At 57.0% G+C, this 19,232-nt stretch carries 18 protein-coding genes and 1 pseudogene; 13 read left to right on the top strand and 6 right to left on the bottom strand.

Translation table 11 applies throughout. The features are described from left to right. Nucleotides 1-158 precede the first annotated feature (158 nt). Nucleotides 159-902, bottom strand: a complete 744-nt coding sequence (locus OS035_RS32605) for a helix-turn-helix transcriptional regulator (RefSeq protein ID WP_331815381.1) — start codon at nucleotides 900-902, stop codon at nucleotides 159-161. A gap of 746 nt (nucleotides 903-1,648) precedes the next feature. Between OS035_RS32605 and OS035_RS32600 the strand changes: the two are divergent. After that, nucleotides 1,649-1,827: pseudogene (locus OS035_RS32600) on the top strand (ISNCY family transposase); the annotation flags it as partial. 43 nt (nucleotides 1,828-1,870) lie between these two features. Here OS035_RS32600 and OS035_RS32595 read toward each other — a convergent pair. From OS035_RS32595 to OS035_RS32580, 4 genes are all read right to left on the bottom strand, one after another. Beyond that, nucleotides 1,871-2,575: a hypothetical protein gene (locus OS035_RS32595; protein ID WP_331815378.1), complete on the bottom strand. Its 705-nt coding sequence runs from the start codon at nucleotides 2,573-2,575 to the stop codon at nucleotides 1,871-1,873. A gap of 92 nt (nucleotides 2,576-2,667) precedes the next feature. Beyond that, nucleotides 2,668-4,029: an NAD(P)-binding protein gene (locus OS035_RS32590; RefSeq protein ID WP_130671793.1), complete on the bottom strand. Its 1,362-nt coding sequence runs from the start codon at nucleotides 4,027-4,029 to the stop codon at nucleotides 2,668-2,670. Between the two features lie 116 nt (nucleotides 4,030-4,145). Continuing rightward, entirely contained in the window at nucleotides 4,146-5,261 is a 1,116-nt protein-coding gene (locus tag OS035_RS32585) for a nucleotidyltransferase family protein (protein WP_331815373.1), read from the bottom strand. A gap of 21 nt (nucleotides 5,262-5,282) precedes the next feature. Next, a complete protein-coding gene (locus OS035_RS32580) occupies nucleotides 5,283-5,699 on the bottom strand; it encodes a hypothetical protein (protein ID WP_064653298.1) in 417 nt (138 codons plus the stop codon). A 133-nt stretch (nucleotides 5,700-5,832) separates the two neighbouring features. Here OS035_RS32580 and OS035_RS32575 point away from each other — a divergent pair. The 12 genes from OS035_RS32575 (at nucleotide 5,833) to OS035_RS32520 (ending at nucleotide 18,608) form a co-directional block, all read left to right on the top strand. Further along, nucleotides 5,833-7,022, top strand: a protein-coding gene (locus tag OS035_RS32575; protein WP_085996100.1) for an IS3-like element ISRle4 family transposase whose coding sequence is annotated in 2 segments (ribosomal slippage) — nucleotides 5,833-6,082 and nucleotides 6,082-7,022 — 1,191 coding nt in all. Because the reading frame shifts where the segments join, the coding sequence is not laid out codon by codon here. Between the two features lie 1,126 nt (nucleotides 7,023-8,148). Continuing rightward, nucleotides 8,149-8,853, top strand: coding sequence for a GntR family transcriptional regulator (locus OS035_RS32570; RefSeq protein WP_017969142.1), 705 nt, complete (start codon nucleotides 8,149-8,151; stop codon nucleotides 8,851-8,853). A 773-nt stretch (nucleotides 8,854-9,626) separates the two neighbouring features. Continuing rightward, nucleotides 9,627-11,249 (top strand): cytochrome-c oxidase, cbb3-type subunit I, encoded by a 1,623-nt coding sequence (ccoN, locus tag OS035_RS32565; protein ID WP_130692717.1) that lies wholly within the window; start codon nucleotides 9,627-9,629, stop codon nucleotides 11,247-11,249. 8 nt (nucleotides 11,250-11,257) lie between these two features. After that, nucleotides 11,258-11,992 carry a cytochrome-c oxidase, cbb3-type subunit II gene (gene ccoO / locus OS035_RS32560; RefSeq protein ID WP_003549661.1) on the top strand — a complete coding sequence of 245 codons (735 nt, stop codon included), beginning with the start codon at nucleotides 11,258-11,260 and terminating at the stop codon, nucleotides 11,990-11,992. A gap of 8 nt (nucleotides 11,993-12,000) precedes the next feature. After that, entirely contained in the window at nucleotides 12,001-12,153 is a 153-nt protein-coding gene (locus tag OS035_RS32555; protein ID WP_003549664.1) for a CcoQ/FixQ family Cbb3-type cytochrome c oxidase assembly chaperone, read from the top strand. A gap of 1 nt (nucleotide 12,154) precedes the next feature. Beyond that, nucleotides 12,155-13,018 carry a cytochrome-c oxidase, cbb3-type subunit III gene (gene ccoP / locus OS035_RS32550; RefSeq protein WP_017991519.1) on the top strand — a complete coding sequence of 288 codons (864 nt, stop codon included), beginning with the start codon at nucleotides 12,155-12,157 and terminating at the stop codon, nucleotides 13,016-13,018. 11 nt (nucleotides 13,019-13,029) lie between these two features. Continuing rightward, entirely contained in the window at nucleotides 13,030-13,215 is a 186-nt protein-coding gene (locus OS035_RS32545) for a hypothetical protein (RefSeq protein ID WP_064653307.1), read from the top strand. A gap of 199 nt (nucleotides 13,216-13,414) precedes the next feature. Further along, nucleotides 13,415-14,983, top strand: a complete 1,569-nt coding sequence (ccoG, locus tag OS035_RS32540) for a cytochrome c oxidase accessory protein CcoG (protein ID WP_331815359.1) — start codon at nucleotides 13,415-13,417, stop codon at nucleotides 14,981-14,983. Next, nucleotides 14,980-15,465 (top strand): FixH family protein, encoded by a 486-nt coding sequence (locus OS035_RS32535; RefSeq protein WP_331815355.1) that lies wholly within the window; start codon nucleotides 14,980-14,982, stop codon nucleotides 15,463-15,465. Before ccoG ends, OS035_RS32535 begins: the two co-directional genes overlap by 4 nt. Further along, a complete protein-coding gene (locus OS035_RS32530) occupies nucleotides 15,462-17,747 on the top strand; it encodes a cation-translocating P-type ATPase (RefSeq protein WP_331815353.1) in 2,286 nt (761 codons plus the stop codon). The genes OS035_RS32535 and OS035_RS32530 overlap by 4 nt, the downstream gene beginning before the upstream one ends. Continuing rightward, nucleotides 17,744-17,902: a cbb3-type cytochrome oxidase assembly protein CcoS gene (ccoS, locus tag OS035_RS32525; RefSeq protein ID WP_003549679.1), complete on the top strand. Its 159-nt coding sequence runs from the start codon at nucleotides 17,744-17,746 to the stop codon at nucleotides 17,900-17,902. The genes OS035_RS32530 and ccoS overlap by 4 nt, the downstream gene beginning before the upstream one ends. A 34-nt stretch (nucleotides 17,903-17,936) precedes the next feature. Continuing rightward, a complete protein-coding gene (locus OS035_RS32520; RefSeq protein WP_331815351.1) occupies nucleotides 17,937-18,608 on the top strand; it encodes a Crp/Fnr family transcriptional regulator in 672 nt (223 codons plus the stop codon). Between the two features lie 225 nt (nucleotides 18,609-18,833). On the opposite strand, the gene OS035_RS32515 is transcribed toward OS035_RS32520, so the two are convergent. Further along, nucleotides 18,834-19,097, bottom strand: coding sequence for a hypothetical protein (locus tag OS035_RS32515; protein ID WP_331815350.1), 264 nt, complete (start codon nucleotides 19,095-19,097; stop codon nucleotides 18,834-18,836). Nucleotides 19,098-19,232: the final 135 nt, after the last annotated feature.

Raw genomic sequence — 19,232 nt, 5'->3', positions numbered from 1 at the left:
TGATTCGTGGCGACCGACGTAAAATCTTATCATTCTGCCCCCCATCATAGTGCAAGAATGCATTAGATCCCCGGTCGTTTAAATGAGTGAAATTACCTAGTTTTCACGCGTCGCCGGCCAACGCCGTCGTCGATGGTCCTGCCCAGGAGGGCGTTACTTTACCGAAGGATTCCGTAACGAAAACTCTCCGCTATCATCTGCGCCGAATTGACTACATCGAGCTTGCGTTGAACATTGAGTATCTCATTTTGGATGGTTCTATGCGAGCGGCCTAGAATTGCCGCGATCTCCACCGCTGTCTTGCCCGCAGCGCACCACTGAATGATCTCGCGTTCACGCGCAGTTATTCTTAAAAGGCGCCTGTCTTGGGAGCTCACGTTTTTCGTTAACATGCTGCGCACTGTGTTATGGGCGTAAATTGATATGATATGTAGCGCTCCTCTGGCAGCTCGCGACAGATCCACCTTCTCTGACCCGAAAGTGATAATTGCTTGAAAGCCGTCGGCGGTATGCAGGGGCACACTGTAACCATCCTTCATTTTGAACTCTCGGGCCTCCATCATAATCCGGCGCGCATGACGGCCGAGCTCTTGACCCTGCAGTGCTTCCGACCACACAAAGGCACCGTCTTGCATTTTACTCAGATGGATCACGGGATCGGCATGGACGTAATTGCCCGTTGAATAACGTTCAAACCACTCATAGGGCCATGCGTTCAATAAGAAATACGGATCGATGCGCTCCGTAGGCAAGGGTATGCCGGACATTGCAAAACAACTAAAACCAAAGTGGCACGCTGTTCTGTTCAATGACATCAGGATATCCTCACTGCTCTTCGCTAGTGCAGCGTCTGATATAAAGTCGAACATTACATTTGCCGTTGCCAACGCCTCGCTGTCCACTCTTCCCTCCAGGACATGCTACTCAAGGCAGCATTTTTCATGGTCGCTTCCGGTAGGAGCTAACTCTCCGAGTAGCCACTGTAGACGAAAAACCCAGCGAAGAGGAGCCTTGTCTGTATCTTTGGCAAAGTTGCCCAGACAACGAAACCAGGTCAACAGCTCCGCCTTTGCTTATAACAATGTACTTTGCAAATGGCCCGGACCTGATGTCAGAGCTGGCTTGACCTAGTACAAAGTAGCATCGGGCTTCAGCGGATTTCGAACCTCCGGCTCGAGCAAGAGGGTGTTTCCTTGGATAGAATAGAGTTGATGATGTTTCCTCAAGCCAGACATGGAAGGCTTTGCCTGGATTGGTACGATCTCGGGTGAACGCGGCCATGCTTGCCCTTTCATGATCTGCGGATAAACATCCGATGAGAGATGAGGTTCAGTCGTCGGGAGCAATCGCGTATGCAGCACACGGTCGTGATCGAACTGGTCGATTTCCAATCCATCATTTCTACGAAGCGCCCCCCAGCCAAGCCTTTCCACGAATTGCTCGTGCCGAAAGCAACAGATTTTCTCCATTGCTTGCCCGTGTGATTCGTGGCGACCGACGTAAAATCTTATCATTCTGCCCCCCATCATAGTGCAAGAATGCATTAGACCCCCGGTCGTTTAAATGAGTGAAATTACCTAGTTTTCACGCGTCGCCGGCCAACGCCGCCGTCGATGGTCCTGCGAAGTGATAAGGAGGGCCTAAAGGTGTCGAGCAAAAGAACGGATTGGTCGTCCGGCGGGGATTGCCGGCTATCATCGCCACGAAGGCGTTGAAGCTGCGGCGACGCTCGCGGACCTATACCGTTCAATGCGTTGGTTCGCAAACTTCTTTAAACCGTCGTTCAAACTCCTGGAAAAGCGGCGTGATGGCGCATTGGTCAAGAAATGGCAGCTACCGATGTAAGTTGGGTTGGCGATTTGCAGTAATTTTATTCACACGGTGTAGCCGTCCTAGCCAGGTGGTATTCCTCGACGTCGTGTTGCGCGGCAATGTGCTGCAAAATGCAATCAACGACATCGGTATCGCGTGTATCTTCATTCTGAGGAACGACAAGCCAACCACGTTCGCAAGCCATCTCCTGCAAGACGGTCTGAATCTTTGTCTGATAGGCGCAGTAAGCGTCGCGCGGATTGCCGCGATAACCGTCCCAACGCCCAATCTCGGTCTCTTTGAAGACCGTGCGCCGGTGCCAAGATACATGCGGCTCTATCTCCAACAGGACGACGAGATCAGGCTCGGCAGCCCGATCGAAATAATCGAGAAGCTGGGCTCTGTCGATCTTCGCTCGGCAATGCGCTTTGGCGACCACTCTGAACTGCGAACCGTCCATAACGGTGATGAGATTGCCAAACCTTGGCTCTCTGCGAAGCATTTGGCCCACGGCAGAAAACCAGGATGCGAGCAAAAACAAATAAAAATGGGTTCCTAGCAGGTCAATCTTCGGTTCGCCCTGTTCAGGCCAAATGATTTCCTTTAGCAGTCGAAGCCGACTATCAGTGAAAGCGTCTCCGAACTCTATGTCGCTCTTATTCAAATAACGGGCCAGATACCCCCCATCACGCAGTTTATGAGCCAACTTTCGGGCAATATGAGTCTTGCCCGCTCCATCAATTCCTTCGATTGCTATAAGCATGCTCCACTACCTCCCGCGAATGGTCTGCGCTTATCGCAGTATTGCCGCCCGTTGATCGGCTCGGATTTTCGGATGTGTACTTCCGCGCCAGTTTATTGTGCAGCAATTGTCTGCACATCATGTAACTCCTCGGCCGCAGTTTCGCGAAGACATGCCGCGATGGAGGCTCCGACATAATGTCCGCTGACAAGGGCGGGGACGAGGCCGCGAAACCGGCCGACGACATCGCCGCAATACCAGATCCGCCCACTATGATTCTGCAGGGCGGCATCAACGGTCGGGAAGGCACCAACACCCTCGACTGATGGGAAAATGCAGACAGTCTCTGGCGTCGCCATGTCCGGAAACTGCGTGATGAGCATACGCGCGCTTTCGGCGAGGATCCTATAGAGTTCGGGATGTAATAGAGCGGCCACGTCGCCCCTGCTGAACTTCTGCCGCGGGAACCAGGGACGATCAGCCTTTCCGAATTCAAGCGCTTGGGATATGGAAGGGCGATCTAGGAATTCGGTGAGTGGCTGCCATGTCGCCGTCGTATCGCTCCCCAACCGCTGTTGCAAATCGGCCCAAATCTGTCGACCTCTGTCGAGATTATTCCCGCCGAAGCGCGCCAGTAAACCGAAATTGGAGTAGCCGGTCGGGGGTCCGTCCGACCGACCGGAAAGAGCAGCAGTGCCACCATAGGGGATCATCCAAACCTCCCCGTCGCGACAAGTGCAAAAGGTTCGCACTTCCGTACACGCCGCATCGAGAATGTATTTCACGTCTGGGCGTTTAACGGCCTTAAGGAACCCAACTCCGTTAGGATGTTCGATACGGATACCAAACTCGTATCGCAGGTCGGTCATGGCGATCGGCGCCGTCATCATGGACCGTAGTGCCTGCGGACCGAAGCGCCCAGTTGCGATCGCAAGATGGGTGAAAAACTCCTCTCTCAGATCGCCGTCCGCTCCACGACTTTGCACGAGGTAGCCTTGTGGCGAGGGAATGATCACTTCCACGCGCGTGTTGGCCAAGATGAGGTTGCTGAACTCATGCATCATGGCGGCTATCAGCGCGTTTCGCTGCGCCAACGAGCCGTAGGTCGACGGATAGTCCTTGCATATCATGGGGTGGCCCGTGCCGAGAAAGCTGGTTTCGGTGTCCGGATCAAAAGGGGGCGCCGGAATGCCCACCTCCGCCAGCTGGCGTTCGATGGCGCCATAGGCATCCTCAAGACGGCAACGGCCCTCTAGCGTGTAAAGATGTGTGCCGGATGGAAAAAAGCTGAACTTGCCGTCGGAGAAAAGGCCGGCACCACCAATTCCGCTTCCTAGATGGTCTGCCACGTCATGCTTACGTTCTGCAAGCGTACGGCCAGCCTCGAACAAGAGGAATTTAATACGCTGTTTGGCAAGAGCCTGGCCAACTGCCAGGCCGGCCGGCCCTCCACCGATTATTGCTACGCGTTCCACCGTTTGCTCCTCATATAAGGATCGGCTTGCCAGGCGGCGACCACCTTTGACCGCTAGCTGCAATAGCTTAGCCATGTTGTAATTGCCGTGCCGCAAGGCCGGCCGCGGGTCCCGCCTCAAGCGAGCTGAAGATCACTGATGACTGTACGCGATAACAGCTTAGGGACAATGTCTCCGAAGTCCGCTTCATCCGGCCGTCCTTGCTGATCTGGCATCAGAAGCGCCAACACCTTCAAAGGAACCGGCGCATCAAAGAGGCGACGAACCTGTTCAAGGACGTAGAAGATTGCAGCTGAAAAGCCGTACTTGCCCGCAACCGCAAGCAACTCGGGCCAGTCGATGTCCTCGGCATGAAGGCGCAACAGCGCGTCGATGTCGCCCAGCATCTGCAATTTCAGGGTGCCATGTTGGTAGGCTTCAAAATAGATGCGGGCAGCGCTGAACCACAGAACGCTAGTCAGCGACAGACAATGCACTTCTCGACCGAGCAACCTGCGGGGACTGGCGCCGCGCCAGACGTCTACCTCCTCCATGCCAGCTCCAAGACTGAAGTGGATGTCGACGAACACCGGCATCCGCACCGAGCCATCGTCTTGGACGAAGGATTTGATCTGCCGCGTTCGCCATTCTGGCGCGATTAGGGTCGTGTCGAACTTCGGCCGAATCTCCTCGACCATAGTGACTGAATGTAGCGCGTACTTATGCTCGAGCGTCTGGTGTGTGATCTTGCGGAACATGTGTGTGAAGACACCATCCGCCGGATTGAATACTCCGTGCTGATAACCCAATCGGTAAAGCTCTTTCTGCACTCGCCAGACATCTGCTTTGCGCACCATAATGTCCAAATCCTGCATCGGGCGCAGTGCCGGGTCGGAATAGAGCAGAGCTGCCAATAGAGGACCCTTGAACAAATAGTGTTCCAGATCGCACGCACGAAAATGTCCTAGAAGTTCACCAAGGCGACGGAATTGTACCTCGCTCCGCGCCTTCGACAACTGCGACCACATATGTATGTAGTGGACGACCCATTCTGGTGTCCGGGGAAGCAAGGCTAGTCTATTGAGGTGGAAACCGCACAACGGCAATGTCTGATAGCTCTCGGCACGCCAAAGGACGAATGACCAATCCAGATCCGAGTCGACAATCCGCTGCAGGCGCACGTCATCGGAGGGCGTCAGGTCCGGTCTACAAGTCAGTAGGAGAAAAGTCTCCTCTCGGGACAGCTGAACCATTGTTGCTCTCCTTCTATCCTCTTAATTTTTGGAGACGACCGTTTTTGTTTTAGCGACATCGGCGGCTTCATTCACGGCAACCGGCGTCTCGTGCCCGCGCCCGTTCGATCCAGCTGGCGATAGCAGAGCCTGATAACGTTCGAGTTGGCGATCGAATTCTCCTAAATCCTTGTCAAAGCCCTGTGCAAAGATGTCGGAGAGCGTGGACTCGCTCTTCTGTCCCTCCTCGACAGCGGCCTGAGAGCTCATCCGGACGGCATGGGATGCAAGCAGGCTATAGGGAAACATCATGGGCAAGCAGGCAGTGCCAGAAGCTTCGGGTTCGATGTTTGCCCCAATATCTTGCATAATCAGAACAGCCAGCTTCCCCGCCAACGTGATGACGAACTTGCCGTCGTTCTCTTCTACCGAATATCCAAAAAGCAACGAGTCGCTCATCTCAGTTATTCCTCCTTAGACCGAAATACAGCCAAAAGACCGTTGTCTCGGGCTGCGCAGAAACAATTTGACCTTGCCCCGTTGAAATAATCCATTTTGAAGTAAGCTCTGGCTCATTTGAGAGGACCAGAGGATGAAGCGCAACCGTTTCACAGACGAACAGATCATCGGCATATTGAAGGAGCACGAGGCAGGCACGCCGGTCTCGGAGCTTTGCCGCAAGCATGGCGTCAGCGATGCCAGCATCTATAAATGGAAGGCCAAGTTCGGCGGCATGGAGGTGTCCGAGGCCAAGCGGCTGAAGACGCTTGAGGACGAGAACACGAAGCTGAAGCGGCTTCTGGCGGATGCGATGCTCGACAATGCTGCCTTGAAAGACCTTTTGGGAAAGAAGTGGTGACGCCCGCGGCCAAGCGGAAAGCTGTCGCGCATCTGATGAGCCATCATGAGATGAGCGAACGGCGGGCGTGTAAAGCCATTGGTTTTTGCCGAATGACGGTCCGTTACGAGACCAGGCGCGACGATGATCATGAGCTTCGCGAGCGAATGAAGGCGTTGGCGCATGAACGTCGCCGCTTTGGATATCGACGCATTCATGTGCTGCTCCGGCGGGAGGGTCACCTCGTGAACCACAAGAGGCTCTTCCGGCTCTATCGGGAGGAGAAACTGACGGTGCGCAAGCGCGGCGGTCGCAAGCGAGCGATAGGCACGCGAGCGCCGATGCTGGTGCCGATGGTGGCCAATGATCGTTGGTCGCTAGACTTCGTGTCGGATCAGTTCACCGATGGGCGCAGGTTGCGGATTCTGACCGTCGTCGATGATTGCACGAGGGAGTGCCTGGCGCTCGCCTCCGATACATCGCTTTCCGGTCTTCGCGTCGCACGGGAGCTTGACCGGATTATCGAGGAGCGCGGCAAGCCGAGGATGATCGTCAGCGACAACGGCAGCGAGTTCACCAGCAACGCGATCCTGCAATGGGCGGACCGGACCAAAGTTGACTGGCATTACATTGCGCCTGGCAAGCCTATCCAGAACGCTTTTATCGAAAGCTTCAACGGGCGGCTGCGAGACGAGTTCTTGAATGAAACTCTGTTCTCGTCGCTTGCTCACGCCCGGTCCGCGCTTTCAAACTGGCGTAGCGATTACAACGATCAACGCCCGCATTCAGGCCTTGGCTGGCTGACACCGGCCGAATTCGCTCAGACACTCAACCCGCGACGTGATGCGGTGCTGCGCAGCCGAAATGGCTCCGCACCGCAACCCGCCGCTACCGACCCAACAACAGCAACCAAAAACCGCTGGAGCGAACTCAAAACTGGATAAAACTTGGGGGCAAGGTCATTGTGGATCGGATGTAAGTGATGAGGAACTGCTGGCGTGCGGGACTGATTTGAACCGACTCATATGGTGTTCCCCGCGGTCGGGCTGTTGGCGCGAGACCTCGCAGCGATTGTGAAATTACGGCTCTGTCCAACTGCACGTCGGAATTCTACCTTCGATCTCCGTGCTAAAGAGAGCCGTCTAGAAGGCAAACAGCGAATACGCCGCCGCTGCATGGCTTGCGACACCGATCGATCAAGCATCACCAGCGTCAGCTTGTCGGTCTTGCGCATTAACTCCACCTACAGGTTGATAAATACATGAGATCCAAGGCGTTAAGCCAAAGTCTTCGTTACCCACGCGCTTGAAAGTGCCTGATCCCTTACCCTGACAACCGCGATGATACACTTCCATTGCGTTTCCTATGTTGTTTGATTTTCTCGAAGAAATTCACTCCCGTCGCCATCGGCTCCGAGGTGAGGAACTAATCGAGCCACCTAAAATGTTGGAAGTGTCTAGCAAGACGAGGAACTTATCCGGCTGCTTGAGCGATTGGTAAGCGAACATGGCCAGTTAAAGATTTTGCGACTCGCCAACTGAGAATCGTGTGACCGAACATCCGCAGGTGTTTGATTAATACCTACAGTATTATACGTTTACTTAGTCATCCTCAGAAAGCTAAAATACAAAAACTTGCGCTCGAGCGATAACCCCAGAATATCAAAAAATATATTATCCTTATATATTGATCTGTGGCGAGCCGCCGTCTAGATCTGCTCAACACTCGGCACGGGGCCTACCCCGGTCAGCGAAGGGAGGCTTAGATGAACCGACGTGACAACATGCACACATACAAAGCCAGAATTGACAGGCCAGAGATGAAGGTCAGCCTTGTAGCTGGAGAACGTGACCGCGACCTCTTGCGCATGGCATTGAACTCAACTGCGAGAGAAAGTGATAAAAGCCAACCGCGGCTGTAATACAGGCCGGCGAATCTCGCTCGGGCCAAAACTCGTGCCGGTATAGGGGGGCCAAAATATTTTCAGCCTTGAATTCGGAACGACGCCCGACATCAACGAATAAGATCCTGTAGAGTCCTTAAAGGACATCGACAGAGGAAAACTATCAAATGCGGTGTTGCAAGAACGCGCCTCCACGTCGCGGGGTCGATTTAAATTTTGACATTGAACCAGAACCTGCAAAGGCCGATATTGCCTACGATGCTATTCGGCGATTGCTGCACAGTTACGGCCGTGTGCCGGACCAACATCTCAGGGAACAGGATCTGGCGTCTAAGCTCGATATTGGTCGAACCCCAGTACGCGAAGCACTTCAGCGGCTGGCGGCGGAAGGGAAGATCCAATACATCCCTCAGAGAGGTTTTTTCACGAGACCGATGTCAGAAAATACACTGTTGGATTTTTATGTTGTTGGACGCGAGACCCTCATTTCGGCCTTAAATCGAATGCGGCCGCAGGCGCCAGAGAGCTGGAGCGTGTCGGACAAATTGTCCCCTGACGAACTCGCCTTAAGGACAGAAGCGATATTCGCAAAAATCGCCGAGGAAGCGGCCAATTGTGAGGCTTGCAAAATCGTCCACCGATTTTGTTTTTGTACTCACCCTTTACGAATGGAAATAACCGCGTCGGATCTTCGGCCCGCGTTTGTCAAAAGCCTCGGAAGACTAAGTGCCGCAATGTCTGAATTAGGCGTGGCAACGGACCGGGCGCAGTCCGCGTTGATGAACCACCTTGATCTAGAACAGGGTGCCGTCTCAAGGGTCGTACACGAGGTGAACGAACGTGGATTAACAGGGTTTTCTCGGCCGGCGTGAATCTTGTGATATCGCATAACTGAAGCCCTAAGGCTCGAATTCACTCGACGCCGCTCTGCGTTCGAAAGACCTCGCAATGAACGAACCGGCGGAGAGAAAAGCTCACCTGCAATGCTCGCAGAATAAGAGCGTTAGATCCTACGACAGTTCGAGATCATCTTGGCGGGGCCTTCACTGCTTGTGTGGTCCCAATCTTTTTCCCGCTCAATGCACGGCTCCGCACAGCCGTAGACGAGGACCCTATTCGCCTCACAAATAAGCTGCAGCCACAGAGCCGATGCGGGTTTTCCGCGGCCGCGTGTCTTCACCAGATCGGCCATCATCTCTCGCCGGCTGAAGGCGAACATGATCACAGCACCGCCCTGACGTTGAAGGTCACGCCCCACCTGCTCTCCGCCTAAACATAGTCCGAGATGGACCGCGCATCGCTCCATTGGCGACGGCTCGACGTCGTACTTCACGCATGTCCTCTCGCCGGCCTACACCCCCTGACCTGCAGAGATTGCGCAAGCGAGAAAAGCATCTGGGTCGCTCGGCTGCGGCGTGCAGTTCCTCCGAAAAGTGCTGATGTGCATCTTCGTGTTTGTCGTTTCAGCGTAGCTATCAGACTGGCGTCCAAGCCCTTTCACGAATGAAGCAACCCCGCACATAGTGGGAAAACGCTGGCCTAGTTTGACTTGGATCAAGACGCCAGCACCGTCTTCATGACAGTCCTGGCGCAAGTACCAAAAAGCCGGCCGGAAAGCGGCCGTCTGTGCACTGAGGACGATATCATGAATTACACAACGGAAACGATGGTGATTACGGTCGCGGCGTTTCTGGCGCTGCTAGGAGCGGCATTCGCACATGACCACCTCTTTGCAGTCCACATGGGTATTCTCTGCTTCTGCCTGCTCGCGGGTGCTGCCCTGCTGGTCAGGAACGTTGATTTTTCGCCGGCAGGCCAACGGCGGAAAGTCGATATATCAGGCTATTTCGACGAGGTGATCCGGTATGGCCTGATCGCCACGGTATTCTGGGGCGTCGTCGGCTTCCTGGTTGGCGTCGTCATCGCGCTGCAACTGGCCTATCCCGACCTCAACATCGCGCCGTATCTAAATTTCGGAAGGCTGCGGCCCGTTCACACGTCGGCGGTCATCTTCGCCTTTGGCGGCAACGCGCTGATCATGACGTCGTTCTACGTGGTGCAACGCACCTGTCGCGCCCGTCTTTTCGGCGGCAGCCTGGCCTGGTTCGTATTCTGGGGTTACCAGCTTTTCATCGTGATGGCTGCGACCGGATATGTTCTCGGAATCACCCAGGCCCGTGAATATGCCGAACCCGAGTGGTACGTCGACCTCTGGCTGACCATCGTCTGGGTCGCCTACCTCGCGGTATATCTTGGAACGATCCTGAAGCGCAAAGAGCCGCACATCTACGTGGCAAACTGGTTCTATCTCAGCTTCATCGTCACCATTGCGATGCTGCACGTGGTCAACAACCTGGCGGTTCCGGCCTCGTTTCTTGGCTCCAAAAGCTATTCCGCCTTCTCGGGCGTCCAGGACGCACTGACCCAATGGTGGTACGGCCACAACGCCGTCGGCTTTTTCCTCACCGCCGGCTTCCTGGGCATGATGTACTACTTCGTGCCGAAGCAGGCCAACCGACCCGTCTATTCATACCGGCTCTCGATCATCCACTTCTGGGCGTTGATCTTCATGTACATCTGGGCCGGCCCGCATCATCTGCACTACACGGCATTGCCCGACTGGGCCCAGACGCTCGGCATGGTTTTCTCGATAATGCTCTGGATGCCCTCCTGGGGCGGCATGATCAACGGTCTCATGACCCTTTCAGGCGCCTGGGACAAGATTCGCACCGATCCGATCATCCGTATGATGATCGTCGCCATCGCCTTTTACGGGATGTCGACTTTCGAAGGCCCGATGATGTCGGTGAAAACCGTCAATTCGCTCAGTCACTATACCGAATGGACGATCGGCCACGTGCATTCCGGCGCTCTCGGCTGGGTGGGAATGATCACCTTCGGTGCGATCTATTATCTCACGCCGAAGCTATGGGGACGCGAGCGTCTCTATAGCCCGCGGATGGTCAACTGGCACTTCTGGCTCGCAACCCTCGGGATCGTCATCTACGCCGCCGTGCTTTGGGTTGCCGGCATCCAGCAGGGGCTGATGTGGCGCGAGTACAATTCCCAGGGCTTCCTCGTCTATTCCTTCGCGGAGACGGTCGCGGCCATGTTCCCCTACTACGTGCTGCGCGCCGTGGGCGGAACGCTTTACCTGGCGGGTGGTCTCGTCATGGCCTGGAACGTGTTCATGACGATCCGTGGCCGCCTGCGCGACGAAGCTGCGATCCCAACCACTTTCGTGCCCCAAGCACAGCCTGCCGAATGAGGTGAGACATGGCATCGATACTAGATAAACATCAGATCCTCGAGAAGAACGCGACGCTTCTTCTCGTTGGCTCGCTGCTCGTCGTGAGCATCGGCGGCATCGTCGAAATCGCACCGCTGTTCTACTTGCAGAACACGATTGAAAAAGTGGAAGGCATGCGGCCGTATACGCCGCTCGAGCTGGCCGGCCGGAACATCTACATCCGCGAAGGCTGCTATCTCTGCCACAGCCAGATGATCAGGCCGTTCCGCGACGAGGTCGAACGTTACGGCCATTACTCGCTCGCGGCCGAGTCCATGTACGATCATCCTTTCCAGTGGGGATCCAAGCGAACCGGGCCGGATCTGGCCCGTGTCGGCGCACGCTACTCCAACGAATGGCATGTCCAGCATCTCGCGGATCCACGGGCAGTCGTGCCGGAGTCGATCATGCCGAGTTACGCCTTCCTCAAAGAACAGAGGGTGACGGTCAAGGACGTGGGAATGGACCTGAAGGCCAACGAGGATGTGGGCGTGCCTTATAACGACGACATGCTGGCGAACGCAGAGGCCGACATGAAGGCCCAGGCCGATCCGAACGCAGATACGACGGCGCTGCTCGCCCGCTATCCGAAGGCGAAGACCGGCGATTTCGACGGCGATCCTGCTGCGCTGACCGAAATGGATGCCTTGGTGTCCTATCTGCAGATGCTCGGAACGTTGGTCGATTTCTCGACCTACGACGATGCGACCGGCTACCGATGAGGTGATCCATGGAAACCTACACTGCAATGAGACACTTCGCCGACAGCTGGGGCCTCCTGGCAATGGCGGCATTCTTCGTCGGCGTCGTTGTGTTCACCCTTCGCCCAGGCAGCAAGCAGACGGCGAAAGAGGCCGCCGATATTCCCCTGAAGGAAGATTGAGATGTCGGAAAAACATATCGACGAATTTAGCGGCGTCGAAACGACCGGACATGAATGGGACGGCATCCGCGAACTCAACAATCCGATGCCCCGCTGGTGGGTATGGACCTTCTACGCCACAATTGTCTGGGCGTTGGGCTATGCAATCGCATATCCCGCGATCCCGATGATCACCGACGCCACGAAGGGCATGCTGGGCTTTTCCAGCCGCGCCGAGCTGCAGCAGAACCTGGATCAGGCCAAGGCATCGCAGACGACGCTTCATGATCTGATCGCCGCCAAGACGGTACACGAGATCGATTCCGATTCTGCCCTTCGCGAATTTGCGATCGCCGGCGGCGCATCTGCATTCAAGGTGAACTGCGCGACATGCCATGGCTCGGGAGCAAGCGGCGGCCCGGGATTTCCGAACCTCAACGACGACGACTGGCTGTGGGGCGGAGACCTGGATGCCATCCAGGCGACGATCGCGCATGGGATTCGTTTCGACGGGGATACGGACACTCATGCTTCCGAGATGCCGCCCTTTGCCGATGTTCTGGATCCCCTCCAGACAAGGCAGGTCGCGGCCTACGTCTGGGGACTGACCAACACACCGTCGGACCCCGGTCTCGCAGAGGCCGGAAAACAGGTCTTCGTCGATAACTGTGCCGCATGTCACGGCGACGACGCCAAAGGAAAAGCCGAAATGGGCGCGCCGGATCTCGCCGATGCGATCTGGCTGAAGGCACGTGGCGAGGATGCGATCATCCGTCAGGTGGCCGCTCCCAAGCATGGCGTCATGCCTGCCTGGGCAGGGCGTCTCGGCGATACGACGGTCAAGGAACTTACCATTTTCGTGCATTCGCTTGGCGGCGGGACGTGAGGAGAAAAGCCATGGCAGATCATGACCACAATCCGATCCTCGGCCTCTACGGCACATCACGCACCGCCATCCGATCGCGCATATCGGAACGCGCTAAGACGATGCCCCCATCACCCGAGCAGGACGTTCCGCCAAAGATCGCCAATTCGATCTTAAGTTTGACCGGTGTCAAGGACCACAAGCAGACGGGCCGTTAGTCCTTAGCTCGTCGAGGATGTGCCAGCCGTGCCTCTCCTCGGCGGCTCCTGCAGGCCGCGCCCTTCTGTCCAGGGCGCGGCCTGTTCGTTTTCGGGAAGATCACTTTCCGACGAGATTGCATCTGGGCATTTCTTGATCTGCATCAAGGAACGGATGCGCGGCAGATGGGACAAGGGCGGGTGAACTCGGATAGGGCCCATGAACCTCTACACTGCACCAGATCCCGATAACATCGAGCGGCTGAATGTCGAGCCTGTCAATGCCCGTCGCAACCGGCAGCCTCTCTACGCACCTCGGAAGAAGGTTTTTCCCAAGCGTGCAGAGGGACGATTCCGTCGGTTCAAGTGGATCGTCATGCTGATTACGCTCGGCATCTACTATCTCGCGCCATGGATTCGCTGGGATCGCGGTCCTTACGCACCTGACCAGGCAATCCTCATCGACCTTTCCTCACGGCGCTTCTTCTTTTTCTTCATCGAAATCTGGCCTCAGGAGTTTTATTATGTAGCGGGTCTCCTCGTCATGGCGGGGTTCGGCCTGTTTCTCGTCACTTCCGCGGTTGGCCGCGCATGGTGCGGCTACGCTTGCCCGCAGACCGTCTGGGTTGATCTCTTTCTCGTCGTCGAACGTGCGATCGAAGGCGATCGAAACGCGCGAATGAAGCTTGACGCTGGTCCCATGAGCTTTGCCAAGTTGAGGAAGCGTGTGGTCAAACATTCGATCTGGCTGCTGATCGGCGTCGTCACGGGCGGTGCGTGGATCTTTTATTTTGCCGACGCGCCGAGCCTGCTTGTTGCCCTGTTCACCGGCCGCGCGCCTGCAGCCGCCTACACCACCGTCGCCATCCTTACCGCAACGACCTATGTGCTCGGCGGTCTGATGCGAGAGCAGGTGTGCACCTACATGTGCCCGTGGCCACGCATCCAGGGTGCGATGCTCGACGAAAATTCTCTGGTCGTTACCTATAATGACTGGCGGGGCGAGCAGCGGTCGCGTCACGCCAAGAAGGCTCAAGTCAAGGGCCGGCCGGTCGGGGATTGCGTCGATTGCAATGCCTGCGTGGCGGTGTGTCCGATGGGAATCGACATTCGCGACGGACAGCAGATGGAGTGCATCACATGCGCTCTCTGCATCGACGCCTGCGACGGTGTCATGGACAAGCTCGGAAAGCCCCGCGGCCTGATTGCCTACGCCACGCTGAGCGAATACTCGAGCAACATGTCGCTTGCCACGGATGAAGGACGAACGGCCGTCCAGCCGTCCAGGGTTCGAAACGAGGATGGGACCCTCGTTCCGGCGATCCGGCACTTCAACTGGCGTATCATCTTTCGTCCGAGAACCGTGTTTTACGCAGTCGCCTGGGCGTCGGTCGGCGTGGCCATGCTCGTCCATCTCGCCTTTCGGGAGCGCCTTGAACTCAACGTCGTTCACGACCGAAACCCCCAATATGTTCTGGAAAGCGACGGCTCTCTGCGGAATGGCTACACGCTTCGTGTCCTGAACATGGTGCCGACGCCGAGGGATGTGAAGATAAGCCTGGTGGGGCTGGAGGGGGCGACGATGCGCATTCCCGAGTTCGGCAAGGAAGACGCTCGCAGCTTTACAGTCCATGCCGAACCCGACGCGGCCACGACGCTCAAGGTCTTCGTTACGCGCAAGCCTTCCGGAGCCGCGATCAATGAATTTCTGTTCGTTATCGAAGATACCGATCATGCCGATCGGGCAACCTACCGCGCGGCGTTCAATGCACCGGGAGACATCAAATGAAGACCTCCGCTCAAGGTTTTACAGGCCTGCACATGCTGCTTTCGACCTCGGCATTCTTTTGCGTGGTGATCGCGGTGAACGTCACCATGGCCTTCTATGCCTCTTCCAGCTGGAGCGGTCTGGTCGTGGAAAACACCTATGTCGCCAGTCAGGAGTTCAACCGCAAAGCGGCGGCGATGAAGGCAATGGCCGCTTCCGGCATCGAGGGCAACCTCTCCATAAAGGGGCACGAGATCCGCTACGACATTCACGACAAGAGCGGATCGCCTGCGATCGTCGACGACGTCGTTCTGAATTTCAAACGGCCCGTCGGAGACCACGAGGACTTCCTCCTTACACTCAGGAAGACAGCCGCGGGGCGGTTCGAAGCGGAGCATGATCTAGCCGAAGGTGACTGGATCGTCGAGGCCATCTCGCGAAACGGCGGCGTGGTCGTCATGCATGAGGCAAAACGCATCGATACCGCGGAGTTAGACCAATGACCTGCTGTACAATGGACGCGGAAAGCGTGCTTGCCCTCAGCACGACATCATCCAGTGCCGAAGAGGTTCGCCTTGCCAGCCAGCCGCTCGGCGAGGGATTGCGTCAGCTGGACCTGAGTGTTCCCGACGTCCACTGCGGCGGCTGCATTTCGACTATCGAAAGGGCGTTGTTGTCGCTTCCCTTCGTCAAGACAGCGCGAGTCAATCTCACGGCTCGAAGGGTGACCTGCGTTTACCAGGAGGAGATCGAGACGCGTGCAACCGATCCGTCCAAGATCCTCGCAGCGATCAACTCGGCCGGATATCGCGCGCATCTCTTCACCCCCTCAGCTCCCGAGAACGACAAGACCAGAAATCAGCTTCTCCTCGCGATCGGCGTTTCCGGTTTTGCGGCTGCCAACATCATGTTGCTCTCGGTATCGGTCTGGTCGGGCGCAGATGCCGCGACGCGCGACATGTTTCATTGGATCTCGGCGATGATAGCAGCGCCCGCGCTGCTTTATGCGGGGCGCTTCTTCTTCAAATCGGCCTGGAATGCGCTGCGGCACGGGCGCACCAACATGGACGTTCCGATCTCGCTCGCCGTGTCGCTCTCCTATGCCGTTTCATTGTGGGAGACCGTCCATCACGGCGAGCATGCGTGGTTCGACGCTTCGGTCTCGCTGCTCTTCTTCCTGCTGATCGGCAGAACCCTCGACCATGTGATGCGGGAAAAGGCTCGGGCGGCGATCAACGGACTAGCACGACTGGCCCCGCGCGGAGCATTGCTGATCAATCCGGACGGGTCGCGACATTACATTGCGGTAGAAGAGATCGCGGCGGGGGATGAAATCTCGATAGCCGCAGGCGAAAGGGTTCCCGTCGATGGCATAGTCGTCAGCGGAGAAAGCGACGTGGATCTCTCCATCGTCACCGGCGAGAGCAGCCCCGTCGCCGTCGCCAGCGACAGCGAAGTGAGTTCCGGGGCGATGAATCTGACCGGCTCGCTCGTGTTGCGGGCGACGAGAATTGCCAAGAATTCACTTCTCTCGGAGATCATCGGTCTCATGGAAGCCGCCGAGGGCGGAAGAGCTCGCTATCGCAGGATCGCCGATCGCGCTGCGACACTCTATTCTCCGGTCGTGCATCTGCTGGCGCTGGTCTCCTTCCTTGGCTGGGGCTTCCTGGGCGAAGACTGGAAACAGGCCATGCTGGTCGCCGTAGCGGTGCTGATCATTACCTGCCCATGTGCACTGGGTCTTGCCGTGCCCGTGGTCCAGGTTGTCGCCGCGGGCGAACTTTTCCGGAAGGGCATCATGGTGAAGGACGGTTCGGCGCTCGAAAGACTGGCCGAGACCGACACCGTGGCCTTTGACAAGACGGGCACCTTGACGATGGGCAGGCCGCGCCTTGTGAAAATCGAAGCCGTGGAAGACAGCGCCGCCGCAATCGCCCGCGGATTGGCCGAGCATTCACGGCATCCTCTTTCTCGGGCTCTGGTGCGGGACACGGAAACCGCCCCCATCTCCTTCGACAGCGTCACGGAAATTCCCGGCGGGGGACTGGAGGCCAGGAACGGAGCGGATGTCTATCGCTTGGGCAACACGGCGTTTGCCTGCGGAATCAGTTTCGTGCCCCGCACCGCCGATAGTCCGTTCTCGGAAGTGGTCTTGTCGAAGAATGGCGTCGATCTTGCTCGCTTCTTCTTCGATGACACGCTTCGTCCGGGCGCTCGCGAGGCCATCGACCGGCTCGGTGCAGCCGGCCTTGAAACGCTGATCGTGTCCGGCGACAGGCAGACCGTCGTCGACAATACCGCGCATGCTTTGAGTATCGACAGGGCTTTGGGCTCTCTGACGCCGAAACAGAAGGTCGAGGAATGCCAGAGGCTGAATGGCGAAGGTCGTCGCGTGCTCATGGTTGGCGACGGGATCAACGACGCCCCGGCACTTGCTGCGGCGCATGTCTCGATGGCGCCGGCCACGGCTTCCGACATCGGCAGACAGGCGGCCGACCTCGTTTTCTTCAACGATCGCCTTGACGCTGTTCCGGAAGCGATCGCGGTTGCGCGAAGATCCGCCAGCCTCATTCGGCAGAACTTCGCGCTTGCCATCGGTTACAACGTTCTGGCGGTGCCGATCGCCATCGCCGGATTGGCGACGCCGCTGATAGCGGCGGTGGCAATGTCGACATCTTCGATCATCGTCGTGACGAACGCCCTGCGCCTGAACGCGTTCGGCAAGCGTCCGGATATGCACATTCGACGGGGGATCGGCAGGAGTGCGGAGGTCAAAGCCGCATGAACATGTTGATCTATCTCATACCGATCGCGCTGCTGATGGGAGGAATAGGACTCCTGGCATTCCTTTGGTCGCTGAAAAGCGGCCAGTATGACGACCTTCAAGGCGCCGCCTGGCGAATCCTCGCCGAGGACGAAACCGATCAACGAGAACCCTGACCGCACACTGGGTCCAAACACGAAAGGAAGATGGATGCTTGCGAAAAATTCTGTACTTCTGCAGTCTGACCTGTTTGCTGGATTGGATCAGGCGACTGTGGAGCAATTCACCGCAACGGCTGAGTTTCGAGCCTTCGCCGCTGACGAGAAGATCATAGCCGAGGGCCAGCAGGCGTCGTTCGTCTACTGCGTCATGAACGGTTTTGTCCGACTTTCAAAATCGGAATCCGCCGGGCGCGAGGCGGATATCTGCGTGTGCGAGCCGGGCGACACCTTTGGAGAGTATCTACTCGCGGGGGGCGGCTCCTATGCTTATAGCGCGCGGTCCGCCGACGGGGCCGAGGTCGCGCTGTTTGCGCTCGCGGAGTTGCTGGCGTTCGCCGACCAACATCCGATCGTACACCGCAACGTCATGCGCATCATGGTCAGGCACCTGCTCGGCGCGATGGATTGTATTGCGGGAGACCGGTTGCTCACAGCCGCACAACGGGTGGCCAACTACCTTATGAGCCGCTGCCCCGCCTCGGCGACCACCTCGCGGGTCACGTTCCGCCTTCCTTACCGGAAGCGAATCCTGGCCGGCAAACTGGGACTGGCGCCGGAAGCCCTTTCCCGCGCGTTTGCGGCGCTCGCCCCGTCGGGGGTCGAAGTCAGAGGCAAGGTCGTCCTCGTCGATAGCGTCGACCTGCTTCGCAAAGCGTGCTAACCTTAACTAACCGGCACAAGAGATCCGAGATGAGGCTCAAGCAGAAATGTCTCATAAAAATCGGAAGGCTGCTTGATTTCGATCAATCTCGCTTTTGACGCACCTTAGCAATTAAACGATAGATTGGCTCGCGCCAGCAGCAAGACAACCGACCGCAGAAAACGGTAGGAAGATTGTTTTCCCATAATTCATTAGACAATCCTTTGTGAACGCGTTGGTCTTGCCTTAGCGGCTGAGTTTGGTTGTATGGCGGCGCCCCATCTGGCGCAGCATGTCGCCGATTACGTCGGGTAGATCGGTGATGATGAGATTCCTACGATTGACGATCGCCATCTCCGGATCGGTAATCGGGCACGATACCTCCTTGCGCGGTCGACCTAGGATCGGTGTTATGCTCGAAGCAGCATTTGCCAGCGCTGTTGGCAAGCGCTTCTCGGCTCCGAGCCGAGCTGCTTGCAGGCGCTTTTCAGAGAGCAGCCAGTCGAACATCTGGCCGACGGTCAGTCGCTGTTCTTCGAGGGCGACGTCGCCAAACACCTCTTTGAAGTGGTTGAATGGGTATTGTCACGTTAACTGGGTTGCGGTTGCCTGCCTGACGGGTTGCGCATAATTTTCGGCAATGCA

Source organism: Rhizobium sp. 268 (assembly GCF_036571585.1).
GTDB lineage: Bacteria > Pseudomonadota > Alphaproteobacteria > Rhizobiales > Rhizobiaceae > Rhizobium > Rhizobium redzepovicii.
Note: the sequence above shows the minus strand (reverse complement) of the source record. Positions and strands in the feature narration are given on the sequence as shown.